At 55.5% G+C, this 19,131-nt stretch carries 20 protein-coding genes and 3 tRNA genes; 14 read left to right on the forward strand and 9 right to left on the reverse strand.

The window, feature by feature from the left end; genetic code table 11:
- The first annotated feature begins 36 nt into the window (after window positions 1-36).
- The 4 genes from pth2 to TIRI35C_RS03560 are packed head-to-tail and all read left to right on the forward strand — an operon-like array spanning window position 37 to window position 3,243.
- The gene (pth2, locus tag TIRI35C_RS03545; RefSeq protein WP_188201753.1) at window positions 37-393 is read left to right on the forward strand and encodes a peptidyl-tRNA hydrolase Pth2; all 357 of its coding nucleotides are present in this window, start codon (window positions 37-39) and stop codon (window positions 391-393) included.
- A 3-nt stretch (window positions 394-396) separates the two neighbouring features.
- Window positions 397-1,647 carry a tRNA pseudouridine(13) synthase TruD gene (gene truD, locus TIRI35C_RS03550; RefSeq protein WP_188201754.1) on the forward strand — a complete coding sequence of 417 codons (1,251 nt, stop codon included), beginning with the start codon at window positions 397-399 and terminating at the stop codon, window positions 1,645-1,647.
- A gap of 50 nt (window positions 1,648-1,697) precedes the next feature.
- Window positions 1,698-2,435, forward strand: coding sequence for a phosphoglycolate phosphatase (locus TIRI35C_RS03555; protein WP_188201755.1), 738 nt, complete (start codon window positions 1,698-1,700; stop codon window positions 2,433-2,435).
- Window positions 2,410-3,243: a GNAT family N-acetyltransferase gene (locus TIRI35C_RS03560; protein ID WP_188201756.1), complete on the forward strand. Its 834-nt coding sequence runs from the start codon at window positions 2,410-2,412 to the stop codon at window positions 3,241-3,243. Before TIRI35C_RS03555 ends, TIRI35C_RS03560 begins: the two co-directional genes overlap by 26 nt.
- Here the strand turns inward: TIRI35C_RS03560 and TIRI35C_RS03565 are convergent.
- On the reverse strand, window positions 3,236-4,387 hold the full coding sequence (locus TIRI35C_RS03565; RefSeq protein WP_188202994.1) for a M20 metallopeptidase family protein: 1,152 nt from the start codon (window positions 4,385-4,387) through the stop codon (window positions 3,236-3,238). The genes TIRI35C_RS03560 and TIRI35C_RS03565 overlap by 8 nt on opposite strands.
- A gap of 123 nt (window positions 4,388-4,510) precedes the next feature.
- On the opposite strand from TIRI35C_RS03565, the gene TIRI35C_RS03570 reads away from it, so the two are divergent.
- The 4 genes from TIRI35C_RS03570 (at window position 4,511) to TIRI35C_RS03585 (ending at window position 5,524) form a co-directional block, all read left to right on the forward strand.
- Window positions 4,511-4,588: transfer RNA gene (locus TIRI35C_RS03570), tRNA-Ala, on the forward strand.
- Window positions 4,589-4,599: 11 nt separating this feature from the next.
- Window positions 4,600-4,677 (forward strand) — tRNA-Val (locus tag TIRI35C_RS03575).
- A 168-nt stretch (window positions 4,678-4,845) separates the two neighbouring features.
- The gene (locus TIRI35C_RS03580; protein ID WP_058939223.1) at window positions 4,846-5,133 is read left to right on the forward strand and encodes a DUF357 domain-containing protein; all 288 of its coding nucleotides are present in this window, start codon (window positions 4,846-4,848) and stop codon (window positions 5,131-5,133) included.
- A gap of 10 nt (window positions 5,134-5,143) precedes the next feature.
- On the forward strand, window positions 5,144-5,524 hold the full coding sequence (locus TIRI35C_RS03585) for a DUF555 domain-containing protein (protein ID WP_188201757.1): 381 nt from the start codon (window positions 5,144-5,146) through the stop codon (window positions 5,522-5,524).
- On the opposite strand, the gene TIRI35C_RS03590 is transcribed toward TIRI35C_RS03585, so the two are convergent.
- A complete protein-coding gene (locus tag TIRI35C_RS03590) occupies window positions 5,525-6,430 on the reverse strand; it encodes a hypothetical protein (RefSeq protein ID WP_188201758.1) in 906 nt (301 codons plus the stop codon).
- Between the two features lie 115 nt (window positions 6,431-6,545).
- On the opposite strand from TIRI35C_RS03590, the gene pyrG reads away from it, so the two are divergent.
- A complete protein-coding gene (gene pyrG, locus TIRI35C_RS03595) occupies window positions 6,546-8,147 on the forward strand; it encodes a glutamine hydrolyzing CTP synthase (RefSeq protein ID WP_188201759.1) in 1,602 nt (533 codons plus the stop codon).
- Here pyrG and TIRI35C_RS03600 read toward each other — a convergent pair.
- Window positions 8,144-9,034: a DUF4013 domain-containing protein gene (locus TIRI35C_RS03600; protein ID WP_188201760.1), complete on the reverse strand. Its 891-nt coding sequence runs from the start codon at window positions 9,032-9,034 to the stop codon at window positions 8,144-8,146. The two genes, pyrG and TIRI35C_RS03600, sit on opposite strands and share 4 nt — an antisense overlap.
- A 136-nt stretch (window positions 9,035-9,170) precedes the next feature.
- Here TIRI35C_RS03600 and TIRI35C_RS03605 point away from each other — a divergent pair, with 136 nt between their 5' ends.
- Window positions 9,171-9,563 (forward strand): 30S ribosomal protein S8e, encoded by a 393-nt coding sequence (locus TIRI35C_RS03605; RefSeq protein WP_014012277.1) that lies wholly within the window; start codon window positions 9,171-9,173, stop codon window positions 9,561-9,563.
- An 87-nt stretch (window positions 9,564-9,650) separates the two neighbouring features.
- Here the strand turns inward: TIRI35C_RS03605 and TIRI35C_RS03610 are convergent, their stop codons facing one another.
- The 4 genes from TIRI35C_RS03610 to TIRI35C_RS03625 all read right to left on the reverse strand — a co-directional run bounded on the left by TIRI35C_RS03610 (window position 9,651) and on the right by TIRI35C_RS03625 (window position 13,268).
- Window positions 9,651-10,946: an AlbA family DNA-binding domain-containing protein gene (locus tag TIRI35C_RS03610; RefSeq protein WP_188201761.1), complete on the reverse strand. Its 1,296-nt coding sequence runs from the start codon at window positions 10,944-10,946 to the stop codon at window positions 9,651-9,653.
- 91 nt (window positions 10,947-11,037) lie between these two features.
- Window positions 11,038-12,117, reverse strand: a complete 1,080-nt coding sequence (locus TIRI35C_RS03615) for an NOG1 family protein (RefSeq protein ID WP_188201762.1) — start codon at window positions 12,115-12,117, stop codon at window positions 11,038-11,040.
- A 58-nt stretch (window positions 12,118-12,175) separates the two neighbouring features.
- Window positions 12,176-12,388, reverse strand: a complete 213-nt coding sequence (locus TIRI35C_RS03620) for a hypothetical protein (RefSeq protein ID WP_188201763.1) — start codon at window positions 12,386-12,388, stop codon at window positions 12,176-12,178.
- 73 nt (window positions 12,389-12,461) lie between these two features.
- The gene (locus TIRI35C_RS03625) at window positions 12,462-13,268 is read right to left on the reverse strand and encodes an MBL fold metallo-hydrolase (RefSeq protein WP_188201764.1); all 807 of its coding nucleotides are present in this window, start codon (window positions 13,266-13,268) and stop codon (window positions 12,462-12,464) included.
- A gap of 55 nt (window positions 13,269-13,323) precedes the next feature.
- Between TIRI35C_RS03625 and TIRI35C_RS03630 the strand changes: the two genes are divergently transcribed.
- Genes TIRI35C_RS03630 through TIRI35C_RS03640 form a run of 3 tightly spaced genes read left to right on the forward strand, consistent with a single transcriptional unit; the run spans window position 13,324 to window position 16,492 of the window.
- Complete coding sequence (locus tag TIRI35C_RS03630) at window positions 13,324-14,139, forward strand: undecaprenyl-diphosphate phosphatase (protein ID WP_188202995.1); 816 nt, start codon at window positions 13,324-13,326, stop codon at window positions 14,137-14,139.
- Entirely contained in the window at window positions 14,136-15,395 is a 1,260-nt protein-coding gene (gene glmU, locus TIRI35C_RS03635; protein ID WP_188201765.1) for a bifunctional sugar-1-phosphate nucleotidylyltransferase/acetyltransferase, read from the forward strand. Before TIRI35C_RS03630 ends, glmU begins: the two co-directional genes overlap by 4 nt.
- A complete protein-coding gene (locus TIRI35C_RS03640; RefSeq protein WP_188201766.1) occupies window positions 15,392-16,492 on the forward strand; it encodes a DUF835 domain-containing protein in 1,101 nt (366 codons plus the stop codon). The genes glmU and TIRI35C_RS03640 overlap by 4 nt, the downstream gene beginning before the upstream one ends.
- 2 nt (window positions 16,493-16,494) lie before the next feature.
- Here the strand turns inward: TIRI35C_RS03640 and TIRI35C_RS03645 are convergent, their stop codons facing one another.
- Window positions 16,495-17,670 carry a CBS domain-containing protein gene (locus tag TIRI35C_RS03645; RefSeq protein ID WP_188201767.1) on the reverse strand — a complete coding sequence of 392 codons (1,176 nt, stop codon included), beginning with the start codon at window positions 17,668-17,670 and terminating at the stop codon, window positions 16,495-16,497.
- Window positions 17,671-17,800: 130 nt separating this feature from the next.
- Here TIRI35C_RS03645 and TIRI35C_RS03650 point away from each other — a divergent pair.
- A tRNA-Ser gene (locus tag TIRI35C_RS03650) sits at window positions 17,801-17,886 on the forward strand.
- A 269-nt stretch (window positions 17,887-18,155) separates the two neighbouring features.
- Here TIRI35C_RS03650 and map read toward each other — a convergent pair.
- Entirely contained in the window at window positions 18,156-19,043 is an 888-nt protein-coding gene (gene map, locus TIRI35C_RS03655; protein WP_188201768.1) for a type II methionyl aminopeptidase, read from the reverse strand.
- Window positions 19,044-19,131: the final 88 nt, after the last annotated feature.

The raw sequence follows: 19,131 nt of genomic DNA on the forward strand, positions 1-19,131 counted from the left end.
TATAAATCGGTTCTCGCAGTTTCTTCGGGATGGGACATGTTCAGGTACAAGCAGGTCATAGTCTCCCGGAAGGATCTGAAGCTCAGCAAGGGTAAGTTCGCCGTCCAGGTTGCCCACGGAGCGGTTACCGCTGCACTGAAGGCTCAGAAGGAAAAACCCGAATGGTTCAAGGCCTGGTTCCATGAGGGGCAGAAGAAGGTCGTCGTTAAGGCTGAAAACGAGAAGGAGCTTTTTGAACTGAAGGCCCATGCAGAGAAGCTGGGCATCCCAACTGCGCTCATCAGGGACGCCGGTCTGACGGAGATACCTCCTGGCACGATAACCGTCCTCGCTATTGGTCCGGCCCCGGAGGAGATTGTGGACAGGGTTACCGGCCATCTAAAGCTGGTGTGAGAGATGGATCACCGCGAGTTTTTTTCCCGGTTCAGGTATCTGAGCAAAGAACCCGGCATTGGGGGCAGGATAAAGGTTCAGCCGGAGGACTTCGTCGTCATCGAAGACCCCCTGCCCCAGATATTTGAGGGCAGGAAGCACGCCATCTTCCTACTCAAAAAGCGGAACTGGGACACCATGAGCGCCGTCAAGGAGATAGCGAAGCGCGCCGGGATTAACTATAGGGACATCGGCTTCGCCGGGACGAAGGACCGGCACGCGGTGACCTATCAGTACATAAGCGTGCCGGCCGAGGCGAGGGGGGCCGTTGAGAACGTCCAGATAAGGGACATAAAGCTCCGCTTCGTCTCCCATGGCAGGTTTATCAAACTCGGTCATCTCCTTGGGAACCGGTTCAGAATAATCGTCCGCGACGTTGGTGAGGATGCCTTTGAGAGAACCAGAGAGATAGTGAGAGAACTGAAGAGAAAGTGTGGCTTTCCCAACTACTTTGGCTACCAGCGTTTCGGGGAGAAACGTGTCACGAACCACCTGATCGGAAAGCTCCTCCTCCGTGGAGACTTCGAGGGTGCCGCGAGACTTTTCCTGGGTGCCCACGGGGGGGACATGGAGGGCGACGAAGCTAGGAGGCGCTTCTGGGAGACGGGCGACGTTGAGAGAGCCTTAGAGGAATTTCCGAACTTCCTGCGCTATGAAAGGACACTCCTCTACCGCTACAAGGAGACGGGGAGCTGGAGAAGGGCCTTCCTCTCGCTGCCCCTCCCAGTAATGCGTATCTTCATCCACGCCTACCAGAGCTACCTATTCAACCTCTACATTTCCAGGAGGATTGAGAGGGGCATTCCTCTGAACGAGGCCCTCGTCGGCGATATCGTTGTTCAGGTCAAGGGAGGTATTCCCTACCGCGATAGAACGTACCGCGTCACCAAGGGGAACCTCGATTTTGTGAACGAAAAGATACGGCGCGGCGAGGCCATGGTTTCCGGCCCGCTCTTCGGCTTTGCGGTGAGGCGTGCTAAGGGGCTTCCCGGAAGGCTGGAAGAGGAGATACTTGAGGCGGAAGGGATATCCCTCGAAGTCTTCAGAAAGCTTCCGAAACCTATGGCTGAACCAGGCGGAAGGAGGGAGCTTCTGATACGGCCCCTGGGCCTCACCTACGGTCACATCCCTGGAACGGGAATGTGCTTCCGCTTCTTCCTGCCGAAGGGGGTTTATGCAACCAGCGTCCTGAGGGAGATAATGAAGGACCACTGATGTCCAGCAACCCTTTTATCGGGTTTTCTCAACTTTTTTCGGTGGTGTGAGTGAGGGTGAGGGCAATATCACTTGACATAGACGGTACTATAACCTATCCCGACAGGCGGCTCAGTGAGAACGCTTTGAGGGCAATACGGCTCGCCGAGAGTCTGGGCCTTCCGGTCATGCTCGTCACCGGCAACTCGGTACCGTTCGCGGAGGCCATGGCCATAATGATAGGCACCAGCGGACCTGTTGTCGCGGAGGACGGGGGCGCGCTGTCCATAAAGGACGGACGGCTGAGGAAGAGGGTTTACCTGACGAAGATGGACGAAGAGTGGATTCTCTGGAGCGAGATAAAGAGGCGCTATCCGGAGGCCGTCATGAGCTTCTCGATGCCGGAGAGAAAGGCAGGGCTTGTGATTATGAGAACGATTCCAGTCGGGGCAGTTAGGGAGATCATAGGGGAGCTCGGGCTGAACCTCGTCGCCGTTGATTCCGGCTTCGCGATACACGTCAAGAAGCCCTGGATCAACAAGGGTACGGGGATCGAAAAGGCCTGTGAGATACTCGGGATAAGTCCCAGGGAAGTTGCCCACGTCGGGGATGGAGAAAACGACCTTGACGCCTTCCGGGTCGTCGGCTACCGCGTCGCCGTTGGTCAGGCCCCGGAGAGCCTGAAAAGGGAAGCCGACTACGTGACAAAAAAGACCTACGGGGCCGGTGGAGCGGAGGGCATAGTTCACATCCTTAAAGAATTCGGCTACATGGGTGAGGGCGATGATGATCCGCTTGGCGACCCTTGACGACGTTGGGGGAATAGTTGCACTCCACACTGCCAACGAGAGGCTCAGCGGCAACCTCTACGAACGCTACACCAGGGGCGGTCCCTGGATGAGCGTTGAGACCTGCGCAATCCATCTGAACAACCTCCTGCTGGATAACCAGCTGGTTGCCGTAGCGGAGTTGAACGGAGAAATCGTGGGCGAGGTCGAGGTTCTGTTCTCCGAGGAGCCCGTTGGTGGGGGGCTCAGGAAGATAGGGCATGTGGACGTTATCGAGGTTCACCCCGACTACAGGGGCAGGGGAATCGGAAGGCTCCTGATGGAGTTCGTTGAGGAGGTAGCCAAGGAGCGGAAGGTCGAGATGCTGACCGTCCAGCCGGATGAAGGAGCAGAGGGATTCTACAGAAAGCTCGGATTTGACGCTGATCTTTTCACGGGAACAACCGTATGGGTTCCGGCAAGGGGCGGAGGAACCGTGGAGCCTTCGGCGTTCGGCTGGGAGGACGTTAAAAACCTTGAACTGGTTGCTGGTAGATTTCAGAGCTCCTACAGCATGTTCTTCTCGGCCTTTAAGGACAACATCGCCGGGATTCACTATACCGTTGAATCCGGCAGGAGCGACGGCTCGTACTATGTCCTCAAGAGTCTCCCCGGGAGGGAGGGCGCTGCACTCCTTCTCTGGGGCAGGGTTGAGGATTTGAAGGCTGTTCTCGGCAGGGCAAAGGTTCTCGGGTTTGAGCGGGTTCTGACGCTCCTGCCGGGCGACGTTGAGAGCTTCGGCGCTGAAAAGGTGGGAAAAATTAAGATCCTCGCGAAGGAGCTCACCTGAGGAACTCCATGGCAAGGGCAACCTCCATCGCCGTGCCGAGGTGGAGAACCTCTTCATCAACGTCGAACCTTGGATGATGGTGCGGGTAGGTTATCCCCTTTTCCTCGTTGTAGATTCCGAGCATCAGGAACGCTCCCGGGACTTTCTGGAGATAGAAGGCAAAGTCCTCGGCGCCCATGGTCGGCTCGACATCGCTGTGCCTCAGCCCGTACTTTTCGGCAACGTTTCTGGCAAAAGCCGCCATGCCCTTATCGTTAACGGTCGGCGGGACGAGCTCCTCTATCGACAGTTCGTAGGAAGCCCCGTGTGCCTTTGTGACGCCTTCGAGTATCTCCCCCATGCGCGTCTGAATCAGCTCGCCTATCTCGTGATTGAAGAACCTTATCGTACCCTTCATCTTGACCTCCTCTGGAATCACGTTGAAGGCCGTTCCGGCGTGTACAGCAGTGACGCTTACAACGCCAGTCTCAATTGGAGGTACGTTTCTGCTCGCTATGGTCTGGAGTGCGAGTATTGCTTCCGCCGCTATGGGAATTGGATCGACGGTCTGGTGCGGCGATGCCCCGTGGCCGCCTTTTCCTATTATCCGTGCCTTGAATATGCCCGCGCCGGCCATGATGGGGCCTTCCCTTATGCCTATGACCCCACTGGGGAGGTCATGCCAGACGTGGAGGCCGAACACTGCATCCACTCCTTCAAGTGCCCCACCCTCGATCATCTTCACCGCTCCGTTGCCGCCCTCCTCGGCCGGCTGAAAGATGAGCCTTACCCTGCCGCTGAACTCATCGATGTGCTCCGAGATTATCTTTGCGGCTCCGAGAAGCATGGCCGTGTGTGCGTCGTGGCCGCAGGCGTGCATCTTGCCCGGAACACGGGACTTGTAGGGGACGTCGTTCTCCTCCTGAACGGGCAGGGCGTCCATGTCCGCCCTGAGGGCTATAGTCTTCTCCCCTTCTCCGATGTCGGCAATTATTCCGGTTCCAACGCGCTTTATCCTGTATTCCCATTCGTGGAGGTGCTCTTCAACTATCCCCGAGGTTCTCTCCTCCTCGTACTTAAGCTCGGGGTGCATGTGGAAGTCTCTTCGCCAGGAGATTATCTCCTTTTCAATCCTCTTTGCCTCTGAAACCGGGTCAAAGCCCATGGTCTTCACCATGGGACATTCTGCCTGGGAGGATATTAGCTTTTCGATGCTCATCTGAATGGGGGCACCGACCGTAAAATTTATAAACCCACCCAGATAGGTGATTACGGCGTCGATGGAAGTGGGCCGGTAGCTCAGCCTGGTATGAGCGCCGCCTTGGCAAGGCGGAGGCCCCGGGTTCAAATCCCGGCCGGTCCACCATTCCTTGGGTTGGGCCCGTGGTCTAGACTGGTTATGACGTCACCCTGACACGGTGAAGGTCCGGGGTTCGAATCCCCGCGGGCCCACCATAAGAAACTTTTCTGGCGAAAAGTTTCATCAAAGTTTGTAGCTACTAACTTTTGGTAAAGCTTTTTCCAAACGCTTGTTTGCCTGCGCGACGTCAAGCTTTGCTCGGGTGTAGACTGAGACGATAAGGTTTATAAGACAACGTCCCAACCCAACGTGAGGCGAGACCGGTGGGGCGGGAGATAACCGAGGAAAAGCTCCAGAAGTACTTTAGAATCACCGAAGAGGCTTTAAAGACCCTTGAAATAGCCGTCCATGAGAAGAGCCTTCTTAGGGGCGTTGCGGAGGATTTTCTGACGATGGCGAGGAGCTATTTCAACGACGCCAGGTACTACTACGAGAGGGGTGACTACGTGACGGCTTTCGCGGCACTTAACTACGCGCATGGCTTTATCGACGCCGGCGTGAGGCTTGGCGTTTTCAGGGGAGAGGATGACAGACTTTTTGCCTTCGGCTGAGGTGAGAGCCATGGGAGACTATGTCGTCGTTTTGGAGGCACCCATAATCGTGAGGGACGTCGAGACCAGTGAAGATGCGATAAACGTTGCGGTTTCCAAGGTCGCCAAGGCGCTTAATAAGGAGAAGCTTGATTTCGTGAGGGTTGAAATAGGCTACTCCCAGTGCCCCGTCTGCGGGGCCCACTTTGAGAGCGCCTTCATCATTGGCTCGGTGGGTCTCGTGGGGATGTACCTCACGATCAAGGTGTACAACGCCCAGACCATCGAGCACGCCGAGAGGATAGCCAAGGCCGTCATCGGCAAGGCCCTCAAGAAGGTTCCCCTCAAGGTCTATGAGATACGGGAGCTGACCGAGGAGGATACGGGGGACGGTCTGGAGCTTGGGGAGTGATCAGATTTCCCCCTCGATTTCTTCTTCTGGAGACGTCTCCCAGTACACCCACAGTGCGCCCAGGCTGTTTATTACGTACCGCACCGCTCCGAGGGAGAGCAGGAGGAGCAGCGTCAGTGCCCCCATGTAGTATTTGTACTGGAGAATCAGAAAGACGTCCACGATTGAGAGGCCCAGCCCCAGGGTGAAGTAGCCGCAGGGGTTGGATCTGGCGACGCGCCATATCTTCTCCACAACTCCCACGTTCCTGGTGAAGTAGTATGCTGGGACGACGAGCGCGAATGCCGGCGTGGCTATTATCCCGGCTATGAACGAGCCGAAGGGACCGAGGATCGCTATGGGAATCGCCAGGAGGATCAAGGCGATCAGAACGAAGATGAACGTCAGAACCTCCGCGGCAATCAGGGCTGGCAAAGCTTTCAATCCGGCCGCGATGGATTCCAGGGTCCTCTTCTCCCCCTCCCTGGCCAGCTCCACCGCCGCGTCCACGAGAGCGTAGCTGAAGGCCAGCTGAGCTAGGAATGCCCACACTGAAAAGATAACCATCAGGGGAATTTTTTCTCTCATCTCGCTCGATGCATGGAGGTACTCCCAGTACGTATCTCTGTAGACGCTCATTCCGCAGCAGCTCACGGTCGTCTCGTTGGGGCGGTAGTAGGTCTCGTCGCATCTCATTCCATGGCTCCCGAAGAATTCAGGGTTGGAGTTGAAAACCGAGTGGCAGGTTATGGCGTCGTTCTCCTTCTCCATCAACCTTAGTATCTCCTTCACCCTCCCGTAGCTCTCCATGAACTCACTCACCAGCGGGAAGGGAAGGGCGTAGGTTATGAGCAGGGCTGTGATGAGCAGACCCATGAACTTCTTACTTCTGAGCGTCTTATTGGCCTCTATGTAAAGAGTCCTCATGTTACATCATTAAGTGGTGTGTCAGTGGATCTATTTAAGCCTTTTCCTTCCGGCCTCGACAAAGCTTTTAAGCACCCACCAATCAACCAACGACATAACCCCGGGAGGTTTTGCCATGGCAAAGTTCATATTCGTCACCGGTGGTGTGGTGAGCGGTCTCGGAAAGGGCATAACCAGCGCCTCACTGGGAATGCTGATGAAGGCGCGCGGGTTGAGAACGACAAACATCAAAATCGACCCATACCTTAACTACGACGCGGGAACGATGAACCCCTACCAGCACGGAGAGGTATTTGTTCTCGACGACGGCGGTGAGGTTGACCTCGACCTCGGCAACTACGAGCGCTTCCTTGACACCAGCTTAAGCTTTGACCACAACATAACGACGGGCAAAGTTTATTCCGCCGTCATAGAGAAGGAGCGGAAGGGAGAATACCTCGGCGCCACCGTCCAGGTTATTCCCCACATAACCAACGAGATAAAGGGCCGCATCAGGCGGCTCGCCAGGGACTACGACGTTGTTGTGGTGGAAATAGGCGGAACCGTCGGCGACATCGAAAGCATGCCCTTCCTCGAGGCGGCGAGGCAGATGCAGATCGAGGAGGGCAGAGACAATGTAGCCTTCGTCCACGTCACCTACGTGCCGAAGCTCAAGGTTGTTGGAGAGCAGAAAACCAAGCCGACCCAGCACAGCGTCAAGGAACTTAGGAGCCTTGGAATCCAGCCCGATGCTATAGTGGCCCGCTCTGAAGACCCGCTCGAAGAAAGCGCGAGAATGAAGATAAGCCTTTTCACCAACGTCCCCGACGAGGCTGTAATCAGCGCCTACGACGTCGAGGACACCTACGAGGTACCTCTGATGCTCGAGAAGGAGGGGCTAGCCCGGTACATCACCAAGCGCCTCGGTCTGCCCGAAAGGGAGCCAGACCTCGATGCCTGGAGGGCCATGGTTGAGAAGTACAAGTCCCTTACCGACACGGTTGAGATAGCCGTCGTCGGAAAGTACGTCAAGCTTTCGGACTCCTACCTGAGCATCAAGGAGGCGTTAAAACACTCCAGCGTTGCCAACGGCGTCAAGGTCAGGATACGGTGGGTGGAGGCTGAGGAGCTTGAAAAGCACGGTGTCAGGCTTCTGGAGGGGGTCGATGGAATAATCGTCCCGGGCGGCTTCGGTGCCCGTGGAACCGAGGGCAAAATGATGGCGGCTCGCTACGCCAGGGAGAACGATATCCCGTTCCTGGGGATCTGCTTCGGCTTCCAGCTGACCGTTGTGGAGTTCGCGAGGAACGTTCTGGGCCTGAAGGGGGCGCATTCAACCGAGATAGACCCGCAGACACCTTACCCAGTCGTCGATTTGATGCCCGAGCAGAGGGATCTGGACAGGCTCGGAGGTACGATGAGGCTCGGGGCTTATCCCGTCCACATAAAACCCAACACCATGGCAAGGACACTTTACGGGAAGGAGATAGTTTACGAGCGCCACAGGCACCGCTGGGAGGTCAATCCCGACTACATAGAGGAGTTCGAGAAGGCAGGCCTGGTCTTCAGCGGAGTGGCTGGGGACGACGGCAGGAGAATGGAGATACTCGAGCTCCCGGACAGGAGGTACTTCATAGCCACACAGTTCCACCCCGAGTTCAAGTCGCGGCCGATGAACCCCGCGCCGGTGTTCCGCGGGCTCGTTAAGGCCGCAAAAGAGAGGAAATACGGGGGTTAGATCTCAATTCCAAGCTCCATGAGCTCTTTGTCAACTTTTTTCAGTTCTTCCATCTTCTGAATCTCCAGGTAGAATACAACCCCCCCAACGCACAGGAACTCCATTAGGAGGGCGTTGAATGGGGCCTGGATGAACTGCGAGACGTAGCTGGCAATCCCTGCTGGGAGGATTACCTCCGCCGCAAAGCTCAGAGGTCCAGTAACCATCGTTATCGCTATCACGCCCACCCAGAGGAGCACGCCGAACGCAAGGCTGGAGAGGGCGTTTCCGAAAATCATTCCAAATGCCTCAAAGGCCGCGCTTATCCTTCCCTTATCCGCGTAGAGAGGTATTGCTATGGCCGTGAGGCTGGTTGTGATGGCCAGTACCGCAAGGAGGAGCAGGACTCCGATTAGTACCAGCACCGCGCCCCATGGGAGGAACAGCGCTCCCAGAACCGCAGGGATAAGCGCGACCGCGGCGAGTGAGATGGCAACTACCATGAAAATCAGCTCTATGATAACGACGCCCGGCAGGTGCTTGAGGCCGTCGATTAGGAGTTCACCCAGGGAATAATCCTTCCCGGACTCGTGGAGGAGGGTACCCTTCGTGATGGCGTACTGGACTATCGAGCCAATGATGGTGCTGATGAGGGTCATCACCGCGAAGGCCTTTCCGAGCTGAGTGAGGTAGTCCAGGAACTCTTCCTCCACGTCCCCACCGTACTGCTCTATCATCACATCCCCGCTGGTGGTCTGGTTCGGGGTGATTTCAAAGGACGGCTCACCTGGTAGCAGATACGCCGCCACCGGAGCGAGAAGGAGTGCGAAGATCAGTGCCGGGATGTAGAGTCTCTTTGCTTCCATTATGAGCGAGAATGTCCTTACAAACGCATCTACCGCGCCCATTCCACCACCTGCTGGAGTAATGGGGGATGGGCCTTTTAAATTTTTTGAGTCTGCGAGCCAGAAAAGCTTATAAACGAACCCCCGAAAGTGGCGATAGGTTGTAAACGGTGAATATCAATCTCATGAGGTGAGAAGAATGGCTATCTGGCAGGGAAGATCACTCAAGAAGCCTTCGGGCGGAAGGATTATCCTCGCTAGGAAGAAGAGGAAGAGGGAGCTCGGAAGGGAGCCCGCTTTCACCAAGGTCGGCGAGGACAGGGAGAAGAAGAAGATAATCAGGACCTACGGCGGAAACAGGAAGGTAAGGCTCATCGAGGCCCTCTACGCCAACGTCTTCGACGGCGGGAAGGGCAAGAAGGTCAAGATACTCAACGTCGTTGAGAACCCGGCCAACAGGCAGTACGTCAGGAGAAACATAATCACCAAGGGCGCCATCGTCGAGACCGAGGCCGGCAGGGCCATCGTCACCAGCAGGCCCGGCCAGGACGGAGTTGTAAACGCCGTCCTTATCAAGGAAGAGAGCGCCTGAACTCTTTTCCCCTTTTAAATGTCATCGTTAAGTACCGTTAACCCTAAAAACTTTACGCTACCGTTAACTTCTCTGGCCTTACGGGGGTTAACGATGAACCATCTCGTACCTTCTCTGGGCACCTCTGCCTGTGGCTCTTGCGAGGCCCAGGGCTTCGAGCTTTTCAATCCTCTTTAACACGGCGGGCTTTGAGAGGCCGACGTACTCCGCTATCTCACCGCTCCTCCTTGGGACAGTCAGGAACTCCAAGATTTTTCTGTCAGTATCATCCAAAAGCTCGTCAGTTTTCTTCTTGAAGACCACTTCAAAGCGGTTTGCACTGCTCTTAAACTCTACCTCCACGAGGCCGTGTTTTCTGCATTCCTCGCGGATCAGTCTTAGGCCGTAGCCGTACTTTTCGATGTAGCCCGCATCGTACATAAGTCCGCAGAGGTTCGGGTTCCTCGGCACGTGTTCGGGGTCTTCGAGGTCCACTCCCGGCATCAGGCCCCCGGGATTTCTTATTACAATCATGTCGGGATGAATGAAAATCCTAACGTCCGCGGGGATTGCGTAGTTCCTGTGGGCGAAGGCGTTTATTATCGCCTCCCTAACGGCCCTTAGGGGATACTCGGGCAGTTTGGTTCTCTTCGTTCTCGCCACCACTTCTATCGTGCTGAACTGGGAAAGGAGCTCCGCGTACATCTCATCTATAACCTTCCATACAGGCCCCCGGAACTCCCTGCTCCACACAGGTCTCTCTCCGTCCATTCTGACAATCCTGCCCCCTGCGTGCGGTATGAACTCCTCGACATCGGTGAAAAACAGGACTCCTGCATTCGTCAGCTTGTCTCCTTTAATCGCCTTTGCGCTCCTTAGGTAGCGGCTCCAGTCTTCCTCTGGGATACGTCTGCCCCTTGCCTTCTCCACCGCTGAGAAAAACCATTCCACGTATTCTTCCTTCGTCTTCGAGAGTTCTGCCGCGGGAAACTCGTCCCAGGTAACCGCCCCCAGCTCGGAGGAGAGCATGAGAATCTCCTGGATTGAAAGGGGCCTTATCCCAGAGCCTATCCTGATGTAGGCAACTCCACCGATAGAGCAGAGGTTCCGGGACTTTGGAACTTCTATGACAAGGACGTTTCTGTCCCCAAGCTCAAGCGCGTGGGTTTTTACCTGAAGAGGAGGGGTGATGTTCTGGAGTGAGGAGGATATCGTTTCCCTAGCCTTTTTGATGTCACATCCCAAAACATTGCCCTCGTCGCTTACACCTATAAGGATGTAGCCCCCGTCGGCGTTTGCCATGGCACATATCTCTCTGGCGATTTCAGGCGTTGCCCTGCGTTTGAACTCTATCCTCTCGTTCTCTCCTTGGCGAATGAGTGCCAGAAGTTCGTTCACGTCCATGATTACCGTTAAGTACCGTTAACCCTAAAAACTTTACGCTACCGTTAACTTCTCTGGCCTTACGGGGGTTAACGATATAAAAGAAGAGCGGTCAGAGCTCCAGCTCGTCCCTGTACTTCCGCAGCTCCTTCTCCATTATTTTCCTTGCCTGCTCCTCAACCATCGGTTTGACCAGCTCGATGACGCGTCTCTTCAGCTCATCCAGGCCTTCACCGTTGAGCGCCGAGATTCTGAGGGGTTCGAGCCCCTTGGAGCGGACGAAGTTCTCAACAGTCTTTATTTTCTCCTCGTCCGCTATGTCCACCTTGTTGAGGACAACGATGAAGGGGAACTCGCCGAACTCGGCGTAGATTTCCTCGAACAGGTGGGTCTGCTCTTCAATCGGATAGCCGCAGTACTCACTGGGGTCGAAGATGTAAACTATCACCTTTCCGAGGTGCTTTAAAGCCAAGATAGCCTGTCTCTCGACCTCGTTCCTCTCGCTCAGCGGCCTGTCGAGCAAACCCGGTGTGTCTATGACCTGGTATTTCAGGTAGTGCTCCTCGAACTGGCCGACGTTTATGCCCTTGGTGGTGAAGGGGTAGCTGGCAACCTCGGGTCTGGCGTTCGTCAGCACCCTGAGGAGCGTGCTCTTGCCGACGTTGGGATGACCTGCTATCACGACCGTCGGAAGGTTGAGATCAACGACCGGGAGGTCTTTGAGGACGTTTCTGGCCTGGTTGAGGTACTCAAGGTCGTCGGCGATGTCCCTGATGACGTCGGCGACGCGGCCGTAGAACTGCCTGCGGAGCCTTGACATCTCGTCCGGGTCGCGCGAGTATCGTATCTTCTCGGCGTAGCGCTGCTCAAGGTTCCGTATCGTCTTTATTGCCCAGTTGACGTGGGCCAGGGAGCGGTGGAACTGGTCGCGATCAACGAGCGTATCAACCAGCTCCCTGTAGAACGGAGGAAGTTCTGAAACCCCCGGTGTCCTGTCCAGCAGTTTCTTCAGGTTGTCGCGGATGACGTTGGAGATCGTTCTGATTCTCAGCTCTTCCCTCTGCCTGGCCTTGGCCCTGGGGCCGCCCTTGGGGGTGAGGGCCGAGGCCGCTTTCTCCGCTCTCCTGAAGGCCTTATCGATAATCTCGTCAGCGGTAAGAACAGTGGGCATCTTCTCAAAAGGATTTCTCATAACATCACCCCGTTATCTCGCGGAGAAAAGTTAAAAGAAGAGTTTAAAAAGTTGCCCCTCATTCATCGAGGGACTTGGAGACGGTATAGCCTATAAAAGAGGCCAGAAAGACCAAGATGAACAGGATAAGCGTCATTATCCTTCCGGCTTGGTTGCTGTCGGTGAATCCGGCCGCTATCATGAGGAAAAAGACCACCACAAGCAGGATTCCAAGTTTCTCAAACAGGTTCTCATGAGTGTTGAACTTTTTAATTATCGCACCTACTTCCACGTATTCCACCCCCTAAAGGTTCGTTCTAAAATCAGAAAGGTGCGGAAATATAAAAAACTATCGCAGAAGAGGGTCAGAGTTCGATTACCCTTCCCACGTAAAGCTGCTCTATCCTCTCGCCCAGCCCCGCCTTCAGGAATGCGTACTCGTCCAGACCCGTGCAGTGGCCGGCGTAGAGCCTTTCGGCGTCGATTCTCTCAACTACCTCATTTAGAAGCTCTTTTTTGGCGCCCCTCAGGTGAAGTCCCCCTATCAACGCCCTGACTGGCTTTCCAAGAACGTCCTCCGCGTGCCACGCTATGTTCAGAACTCCAGAGTGTCCGCAGCCGGTGACGACGGCTACCGAGTTCCCCAGGTCGATGATCAGGGCGATATCATCGGGGATCGGGTCTCTGATGAGGCTGCCGTTCTCCTCAACGTAACCAACGGCCCTGTCCCACGTGCGCCGCGGTATTTCCCCGGAACTCCAGAGTCCCGGCGCAAACTCGAAGGGCTCTTCTTTCAGGATGAACTCGGCCCCGAGCCCCTCAAGCTCCCTCCTGTCAAAGGGGATTCCTATATCCCTCCTGTGGGGTTTCAGTGCCACCCTGCGCCGGAAGATTCCTGGGTGGGCGATGACCCTCACCGGCTCCTCCCGCGCATTTAAAAACGCCTTCAGTCCGCCGGTATGGTCGTAGTGCCCGTGGGTTATGAAAACGAAGTCTATTTCCCCGGGATCGATTCCAAGCCAGGTCATGTTGCTGAGAAGCACCTCCCCGTCGGTTCCTGTGTCGATGAGCACCCTTCTGCCCCTGTGCTCCAGGAGGGCGGAAAACCCGTGCCCGCCCAGGAGGCCCTTCACGAACCCCGCATGGTTCTCATAGATCACGGTCAGCCTCATCGGAATCCCTCGAAAAGTTTATGTTTTAGGCCGTTTAAATTCTTCTGTGGTTGCCATGATATCACCCGTGGACTACGTTGCACCGCTGATTTCCGGAATGATAATCGCGCTTGGCTCCTGGCTCCCGGTCGGTCCGGAGGGTCACTCCTTCACGGCCCTTTTATGGGCTATTGCACCATCGTATGGAGATTATCTCGTTCCCTCCTATCTGGGTGTAACGTTTGCTGTCCTCTTCTATTTCAGGGAGCTGATAGCGCTCGGCTCCCACAATGCGATTAAAAGACGTCTTGATTCGGACACGGTGTACTTCATTTACGCCTCCGCCTTCACCCTGCTGGTGGGGTACCCCGTCCTGAAGACGGTTTCCGACTCAGTGGGTCCCGGTACCTCCGACCTGATAAACGCGATCGTAGGCATTGGGATGATTCTGGTGGGCCTCCTGGCCGGTACGCGCGTTCGGGCACCCCTTGAAGGGATCGAACGCAGTATCCGGGAGAAAAAGGACGAGGCCACCCTGGTGGATGCGGTGGTAGCAGGGCTGGCTCAGGGCGTCGCCCTAATAGGGGAGCTCTCAAGGAGCGGCTTTGTCCTCCTTGGCCTTGTGAGCACGGGTATGGACGTAAAGCGGGCCCTTGAGCTGAGCTTCCTGGTGGCACCCGTGTACCTGGCCATGAAGCTCGCTTTCATGGGAGGATGGGATCCAGAGCTTCCCGTCGTGCTGCTCTTCACAGCGTTCCTGGCGGCGTTCGTGGTGAGCTCTGTAACGATGAAACTCCTCCTCAAACTTGCCGGCGCGGTGGGCAGGCGGGCGTTCCTCGTGTCCTTCGGTTTAATTGCAATCGCGGTTTACCTGATGGGGGTGGTCATGTGAAGGCGGTTGTTCTTGCCGCTGGAAAGGGTGAAAGGCTCCGGCCGCTGACGGACGACAGGCCAAAGGTTATACTTAAAGTTGCCAACAGGCCTATAATCGAATACGTCCTCGAGAACCTCGATCCTTTTGTGGATGAGTTTATAGTCGTTGTCCGCTACGAGAAGGGAAAACTGATTAAGGCTCTGGGCGATGAGTTCAACGGCAAACCGATAACCTACGTCGAGCAGCTGCCCGGCGAGGGGACTGCCAAGGCAATAGAGTCTGCCCGGAAGCACATCGGGGAGGAGGAGTTCATAGTGGCCAACGGCGACATTTACTTTGAGATCGCGGGTGTAAAGGATCTGATAGGGGCCTTCAGGAGGGAAAAGGCCGACGCTGCCCTTCTCGTTAAAGAGTTCGACGACCTCAGCCACTTTGGCAAGATAGAGGTCGAAGGGAGCCTCGTTTCCGGAGTGAAGGAGAAACCCGGGAAGGTTCCCGGCTACGCCAATCTCGGTGTTTACATATTCAGGCCCGAGGTCTTCGAGTTCATCGGGAAGACCCCCGTGAGCAAGCGCGGCGAGTACGAGATAACGGACACCCTCAACCTCATGATAGGATCCGGAAAAAGGGTGACATACGCGGTTTACTCCGGCTACTGGAACGACATAGGCAGGCCCTGGAACCTCCTTGAGCTCAACGAATACATCCTGAAGAACAGGCTGAGACACGAAATACGTGGTATAGTTGAGGAGGGGGCCACTATAGTCCCGCCGGTTGAGATTGGGGAGGGCACAGTTGTCCGGAGCGGCGCGTATATCGTGGGTCCGGTTAAGATAGGAAGGAACTCCAGAATTGGCCCCAACTGCTTCATACGGCCCGCCACCAGCATAGGAGACAACTGCCACGTGGGCAACGCGGTGGAGGTCAAGAACTCCATAATAATGGACGGCAGCAATGCGCCCCACCTCAACTACGTCGGCGACTCAATAATCGGGGAGAACACCAACCTGGGAGCTGGAACTATAACCGCGAACCTCAGACACGACAGGGGCAACGTGAAGGTTGAGGTTAAGGGTAAGCTCGAGGACAGCGGCAGGCACAAGCTCGGCGCAATAATTGGCCACAACGTCAAGGTGGGCATAAACGTTAGCATCTACCCAGGAAGGAAGATAGGGAGCAACTCTTTCATAGGTCCTGGTGTCATAGTTGATAGAAACGTCCCTCCCGGCAGCCTGCTGATCGTCAAGCAGGAGAAGGAGGTACGGAAGCTTTGAGCTGGGCGTACTTCCTCAACTTTATCTCTAGATGGGTCCTGTTTGGGGTGGCGGCGTACAAAACACGGAGGGAGGAGAGCAGAGGTTGGATGCTGATAATGTTTGCTTTCCTCCTGGCCGCCCTCGACCCGGAAAGACTTCTCCTTGAGCCTCTGGGCCTTTCCCTTGTATCTTCGGTGTCCTTTGTGCTGGATATGATAAACACTGCGTTCCAGGGCGTCCTCCTGATACTAGCCGCGGACTATCTTGCCCCTTCAAACCCGTCCCTCAAGAACTCCCTACTCTCCCTTGGGGTGGGGGTGCTGGCGTACCTCTGGATAGTTATTACCAACGTGAGCACCGTGGAGGTAAGCTTCTTCCTGAAGAGCTTCGGACCAATGATGGGTTACGCTGCGGGTTATATCTACATGGGTCTTCTGCTCTACAGGTATGTAATCACCAGGAGGCCAGGACAAATTCTCTTCCCCGCAGGAATGATCCTCTTGGGTTTCCTGAACGCCACGTACCCGGTAACTGCCACGTGGCAATGGTTCATTCCCTACGGGTTCTGGCTGGGCACCATATTCAGGATTATGATGGCCATCGGCGCACTGAGCTTCGTCCTCTGGCCGTTTGTTTCCCCTGACTCGGACGACGGTCATGAAGTCCCAGGAGGGGCTTTTATGTATCCCAGCCGGTCCGCGGCGATGAGGGCTCTGGGAGATTTTGAGAAAATACCCAGTATGGTCCTAATAACCCGAAGAGACGTTAATTCGCTCGAAGACGGGTTGCACCCGAATGCCATCGTGTTTTGGATGACGAGAGTGGCTGAAGGGGAGCTTTCGGATTCACCCAGGGTGTACGCCATAAGCCCGACTAAGATAGATATCCTGACCGATTTTATAGCCGGGGCCCTGGATAGGGGGTATGCTGTGGTTGTCGTAGAGGCTGTGGAATACCTGATTGTTGAGAATGGGTTCGAGAGTGCGTTCAAATTCCTTTTGAACATAAAGGACAGAGTGCTGCTCCGGGGAGGCACTATGGCACTTATCGTTGACCCTGCATCACTGGAGAAGCAGCAGTTGAAAACTCTCGAAAGAGAATTTAAAATGGAGTGAAATCACTCCAGTCCCAATTTTTCTATGAACCTCTTGTAGTACCGGGTGTCGTGCTCCAGCTCGGCCTTCTGGAGCAGCTGCCGCTCGATGGCCCGCAGGGCGTCGTGGACTGCCTGTATTGCACCCCACGTTTCTCCCGTAGCCACGAAGACCCCTCTGTCGGTGACGACACGCATCCTTGCCTGGTACAGGTGCACGCCGCGGAACTTCTCGTTGAAGCGCCTTATGTAGAGGTAGATTATGCCCTCTTGGCCCAGTAGATCCTCGTAGCCATCGACGAAGCGCCTGACATCCTCTATGATGCGTTCCCTTGTGAAGTCGCTGAGTATCTCGGCGTCGCCTCCAAGCTGGAGGTAGAAGCGGACCTCCTTCTCCACCATCCTCGATATTGGCAGGAGCAGGTCCTTTACAGTCAGGACACCCGCAACCTTGTTGTTATCATCGACGATGATGAGGCCGTCTATGTCGTTCTCCATCATCGTCGCCACTGCCTCCTTGACCCTGGCCTCCGGCTTTGCCGTTATGACGCCCCTTATCATGACGTCGCGGAGCTGCATGCTGAATGGGGGAATCTTCTCACCCGCCACCTCGCCGTACTGGGACTTGAAGCGGGGTTTGATGAACCTTATGATGAGGTCGTGGAGGGTTACGAGCCCCTCGAGCTTTCCGGCTTCGTTTACTATCGGGATCCTCGATATCGCGTGGTCGCGCATGGTTGCCAGGGCCTTGGCAACGGTGTCGTCCGGTTTCAGGGTTATAACGTCCTTGGTCATGAACTCCTCCGTCTTCTTCTTTCCGAACTCTCCCTCGGCGACCCTCTTGAGAAGCTCTATGTCGCTTATAACTCCAATGATTTCAGCCTTGCTCTCCCCAACCGGGAGGGAACGGAGGTCAACCTCCATCATGAGCTTGGCAGCCTTGCTAAGGTCCTCATCCGGCTTGATGACCGGTGCGGTTTTGTACACGTCCCTAACCTTGGCCTTGGTTGGGTCCCACTTGAGGTGGGAGCGTATAATAAGGTCCTGCGTCAGAACTCCTTTGTACAGGTTTCCGTCGAAGACCAGAATAAGGTCGGGGTCTTCCTTCTCAAAAATTCCGATCGCCTCAGAAAGCGGGGCGGCGATGTCGATTTTCTGGAACCTGTCGGTCATAACTTCCTGCACAAGAATACCGACCATGCTGTCACCTCCTTCGTAATATACTAGGGCACCGGTCAATTTAAACCTTTTCAACAGAGTTTTAGTAACTTTTTGTTAATAAATTTTTCGCGGAAAGATTTATAAAACTCCACCATGAACTCTCAACCGCGCCGGGGTAGCCTAGCCTGGGAAGGCGCTGGACTCGAGATCCAGTGGGCTCTGCCCACCAGGGTTCAAATCCCTGCCCCGGCGCCACCAAACTTTGCCTGCGCAAAGTTTGATCAAAGTTCGCATCTCCTTCCAAACTGCCGAGCCCTTTGGGGGTTTGCTCTTCATAATTCCCCTACTTTTTGTTGTCTCCCTGTTGATATAACGCCCTCTGGGCGTTAAGATATGTGGGAGACTTATTTCCACATGGCCTTTGAATCAAACCCCCGCCAACCAGCCCTTTGAAGGAGATGCAACTCTCCTCGCCCGTGTTTCATGGAATTTTACTTTTGCTCAAGCTTTTTCTAAAAGCTTGCTCAGGTCGTTATATACGCCCCGTCCTTCTCCACGATGACCGTATGCTCGAACTGGGCTACAATACCGCCCCTGACCTCACGCAGTATCGGGTAGCTGTAAACGGCCCCGACCCTGTCAAGCTGGGCGAGGGCGAGCTTGAGCTGTCCCTCCGGCATGAAGTCCTGCAGCCAGCGGTAGGCGAAGGGCAGGGTGCTGTATTCCCTCTTGATGTGCATGAGGAGCCTCCTTGCCTGGGCCATTCTGACCGGCCTGTCGCGCACGTACATGAAGATGAGCGCCGGCGGCACCTCTATAACCTGGCCGGCACCGGTGGTCGCGAAGGGCTCTATCGCTATGACGTCTCCCTCCTTGAGCTCGTAGCTATCTGTGGGGCGGTATATGTTGGGTATGCTGATGCCGGCGTGGAGTTTGTAGCGCTCTATCTTGTGACCGCTTAGATTGACTATCGGGTTGAATCCCTTCCCGCGTATGGTGTCCTCTATGGCCTTCCCCAGCTCGTTTATCCTGGTACCTGCCCTGATCGTGGAGATGGCGTTCTCGAGGGCCTCCCTGGCAGCTTCCATCAGCTCGTCCTCTTCCATCCCGACGCGGTATGTGACGGCGGTGTCGGCTATGTAGCCGTCGACGTGAACGCCGAGGTCGAGCTTGAGGTAGTCACCCTCCCTGAGGACGGTTTCGTCGCCCCTGTACGGCGTGTAGTGGGCCGCAATCTCGTTTATCGAAAGGTTGCACGGGAAGGCGGGTTTTCCGCCAAGCTCAACTATGCGCCTTTCAACGAACTCGGCGATGTCATAGAGCTTTGCTCCCGGCTTTATGAGTTCGACCACTTCCTTCTTAACCTGTCGGGCTATCTCGCCGGCCTTTATCAGTGCCTCCCTTTCTTCCACTTTTTATCACCATAACTGAGGGGAGCACGTGCCCCTTAAACCTTTCCACGGGAAAACCTTTTATTTGGTGCGAACCCTACCCCTACGG

It is taken from the genome of Thermococcus camini (genome assembly GCF_904067545.1).
GTDB classification, from domain to species: Archaea; Methanobacteriota_B; Thermococci; order Thermococcales; family Thermococcaceae; genus Thermococcus; species Thermococcus camini.

Coding starts and splice junctions, on each gene's coding strand:
- pth2 (WP_188201753.1), top strand. CDS start 37: ATGTTCAGGTACAAGCAGGTCATAGTCTCCCGGAAGGATCTGAAGCTC.
- truD (WP_188201754.1), top strand. CDS start 397: ATGGATCACCGCGAGTTTTTTTCCCGGTTCAGGTATCTGAGCAAAGAA.
- TIRI35C_RS03560 (WP_188201756.1), top strand. CDS start 2,410: ATGATGATCCGCTTGGCGACCCTTGACGACGTTGGGGGAATAGTTGCA.
- TIRI35C_RS03565 (WP_188202994.1), bottom strand. CDS start 4,387: ATGGGCTTTGACCCGGTTTCAGAGGCAAAGAGGATTGAAAAGGAGATA.
- TIRI35C_RS03585 (WP_188201757.1), top strand. CDS start 5,144: ATGGGAGACTATGTCGTCGTTTTGGAGGCACCCATAATCGTGAGGGAC.
- TIRI35C_RS03590 (WP_188201758.1), bottom strand. CDS start 6,430: ATGAGGACTCTTTACATAGAGGCCAATAAGACGCTCAGAAGTAAGAAG.
- pyrG (WP_188201759.1), top strand. CDS start 6,546: ATGGCAAAGTTCATATTCGTCACCGGTGGTGTGGTGAGCGGTCTCGGA.
- TIRI35C_RS03600 (WP_188201760.1), bottom strand. CDS start 9,034: ATGGGCGCGGTAGATGCGTTTGTAAGGACATTCTCGCTCATAATGGAA.
- TIRI35C_RS03605 (WP_014012277.1), top strand. CDS start 9,171: ATGGCTATCTGGCAGGGAAGATCACTCAAGAAGCCTTCGGGCGGAAGG.
- TIRI35C_RS03610 (WP_188201761.1), bottom strand. CDS start 10,946: ATGGACGTGAACGAACTTCTGGCACTCATTCGCCAAGGAGAGAACGAG.
- TIRI35C_RS03615 (WP_188201762.1), bottom strand. CDS start 12,117: ATGAGAAATCCTTTTGAGAAGATGCCCACTGTTCTTACCGCTGACGAG.
- TIRI35C_RS03625 (WP_188201764.1), bottom strand. CDS start 13,268: ATGAGGCTGACCGTGATCTATGAGAACCATGCGGGGTTCGTGAAGGGC.
- TIRI35C_RS03630 (WP_188202995.1), top strand. CDS start 13,324: ATGATATCACCCGTGGACTACGTTGCACCGCTGATTTCCGGAATGATA.
- TIRI35C_RS03645 (WP_188201767.1), bottom strand. CDS start 17,670: ATGGTCGGTATTCTTGTGCAGGAAGTTATGACCGACAGGTTCCAGAAA.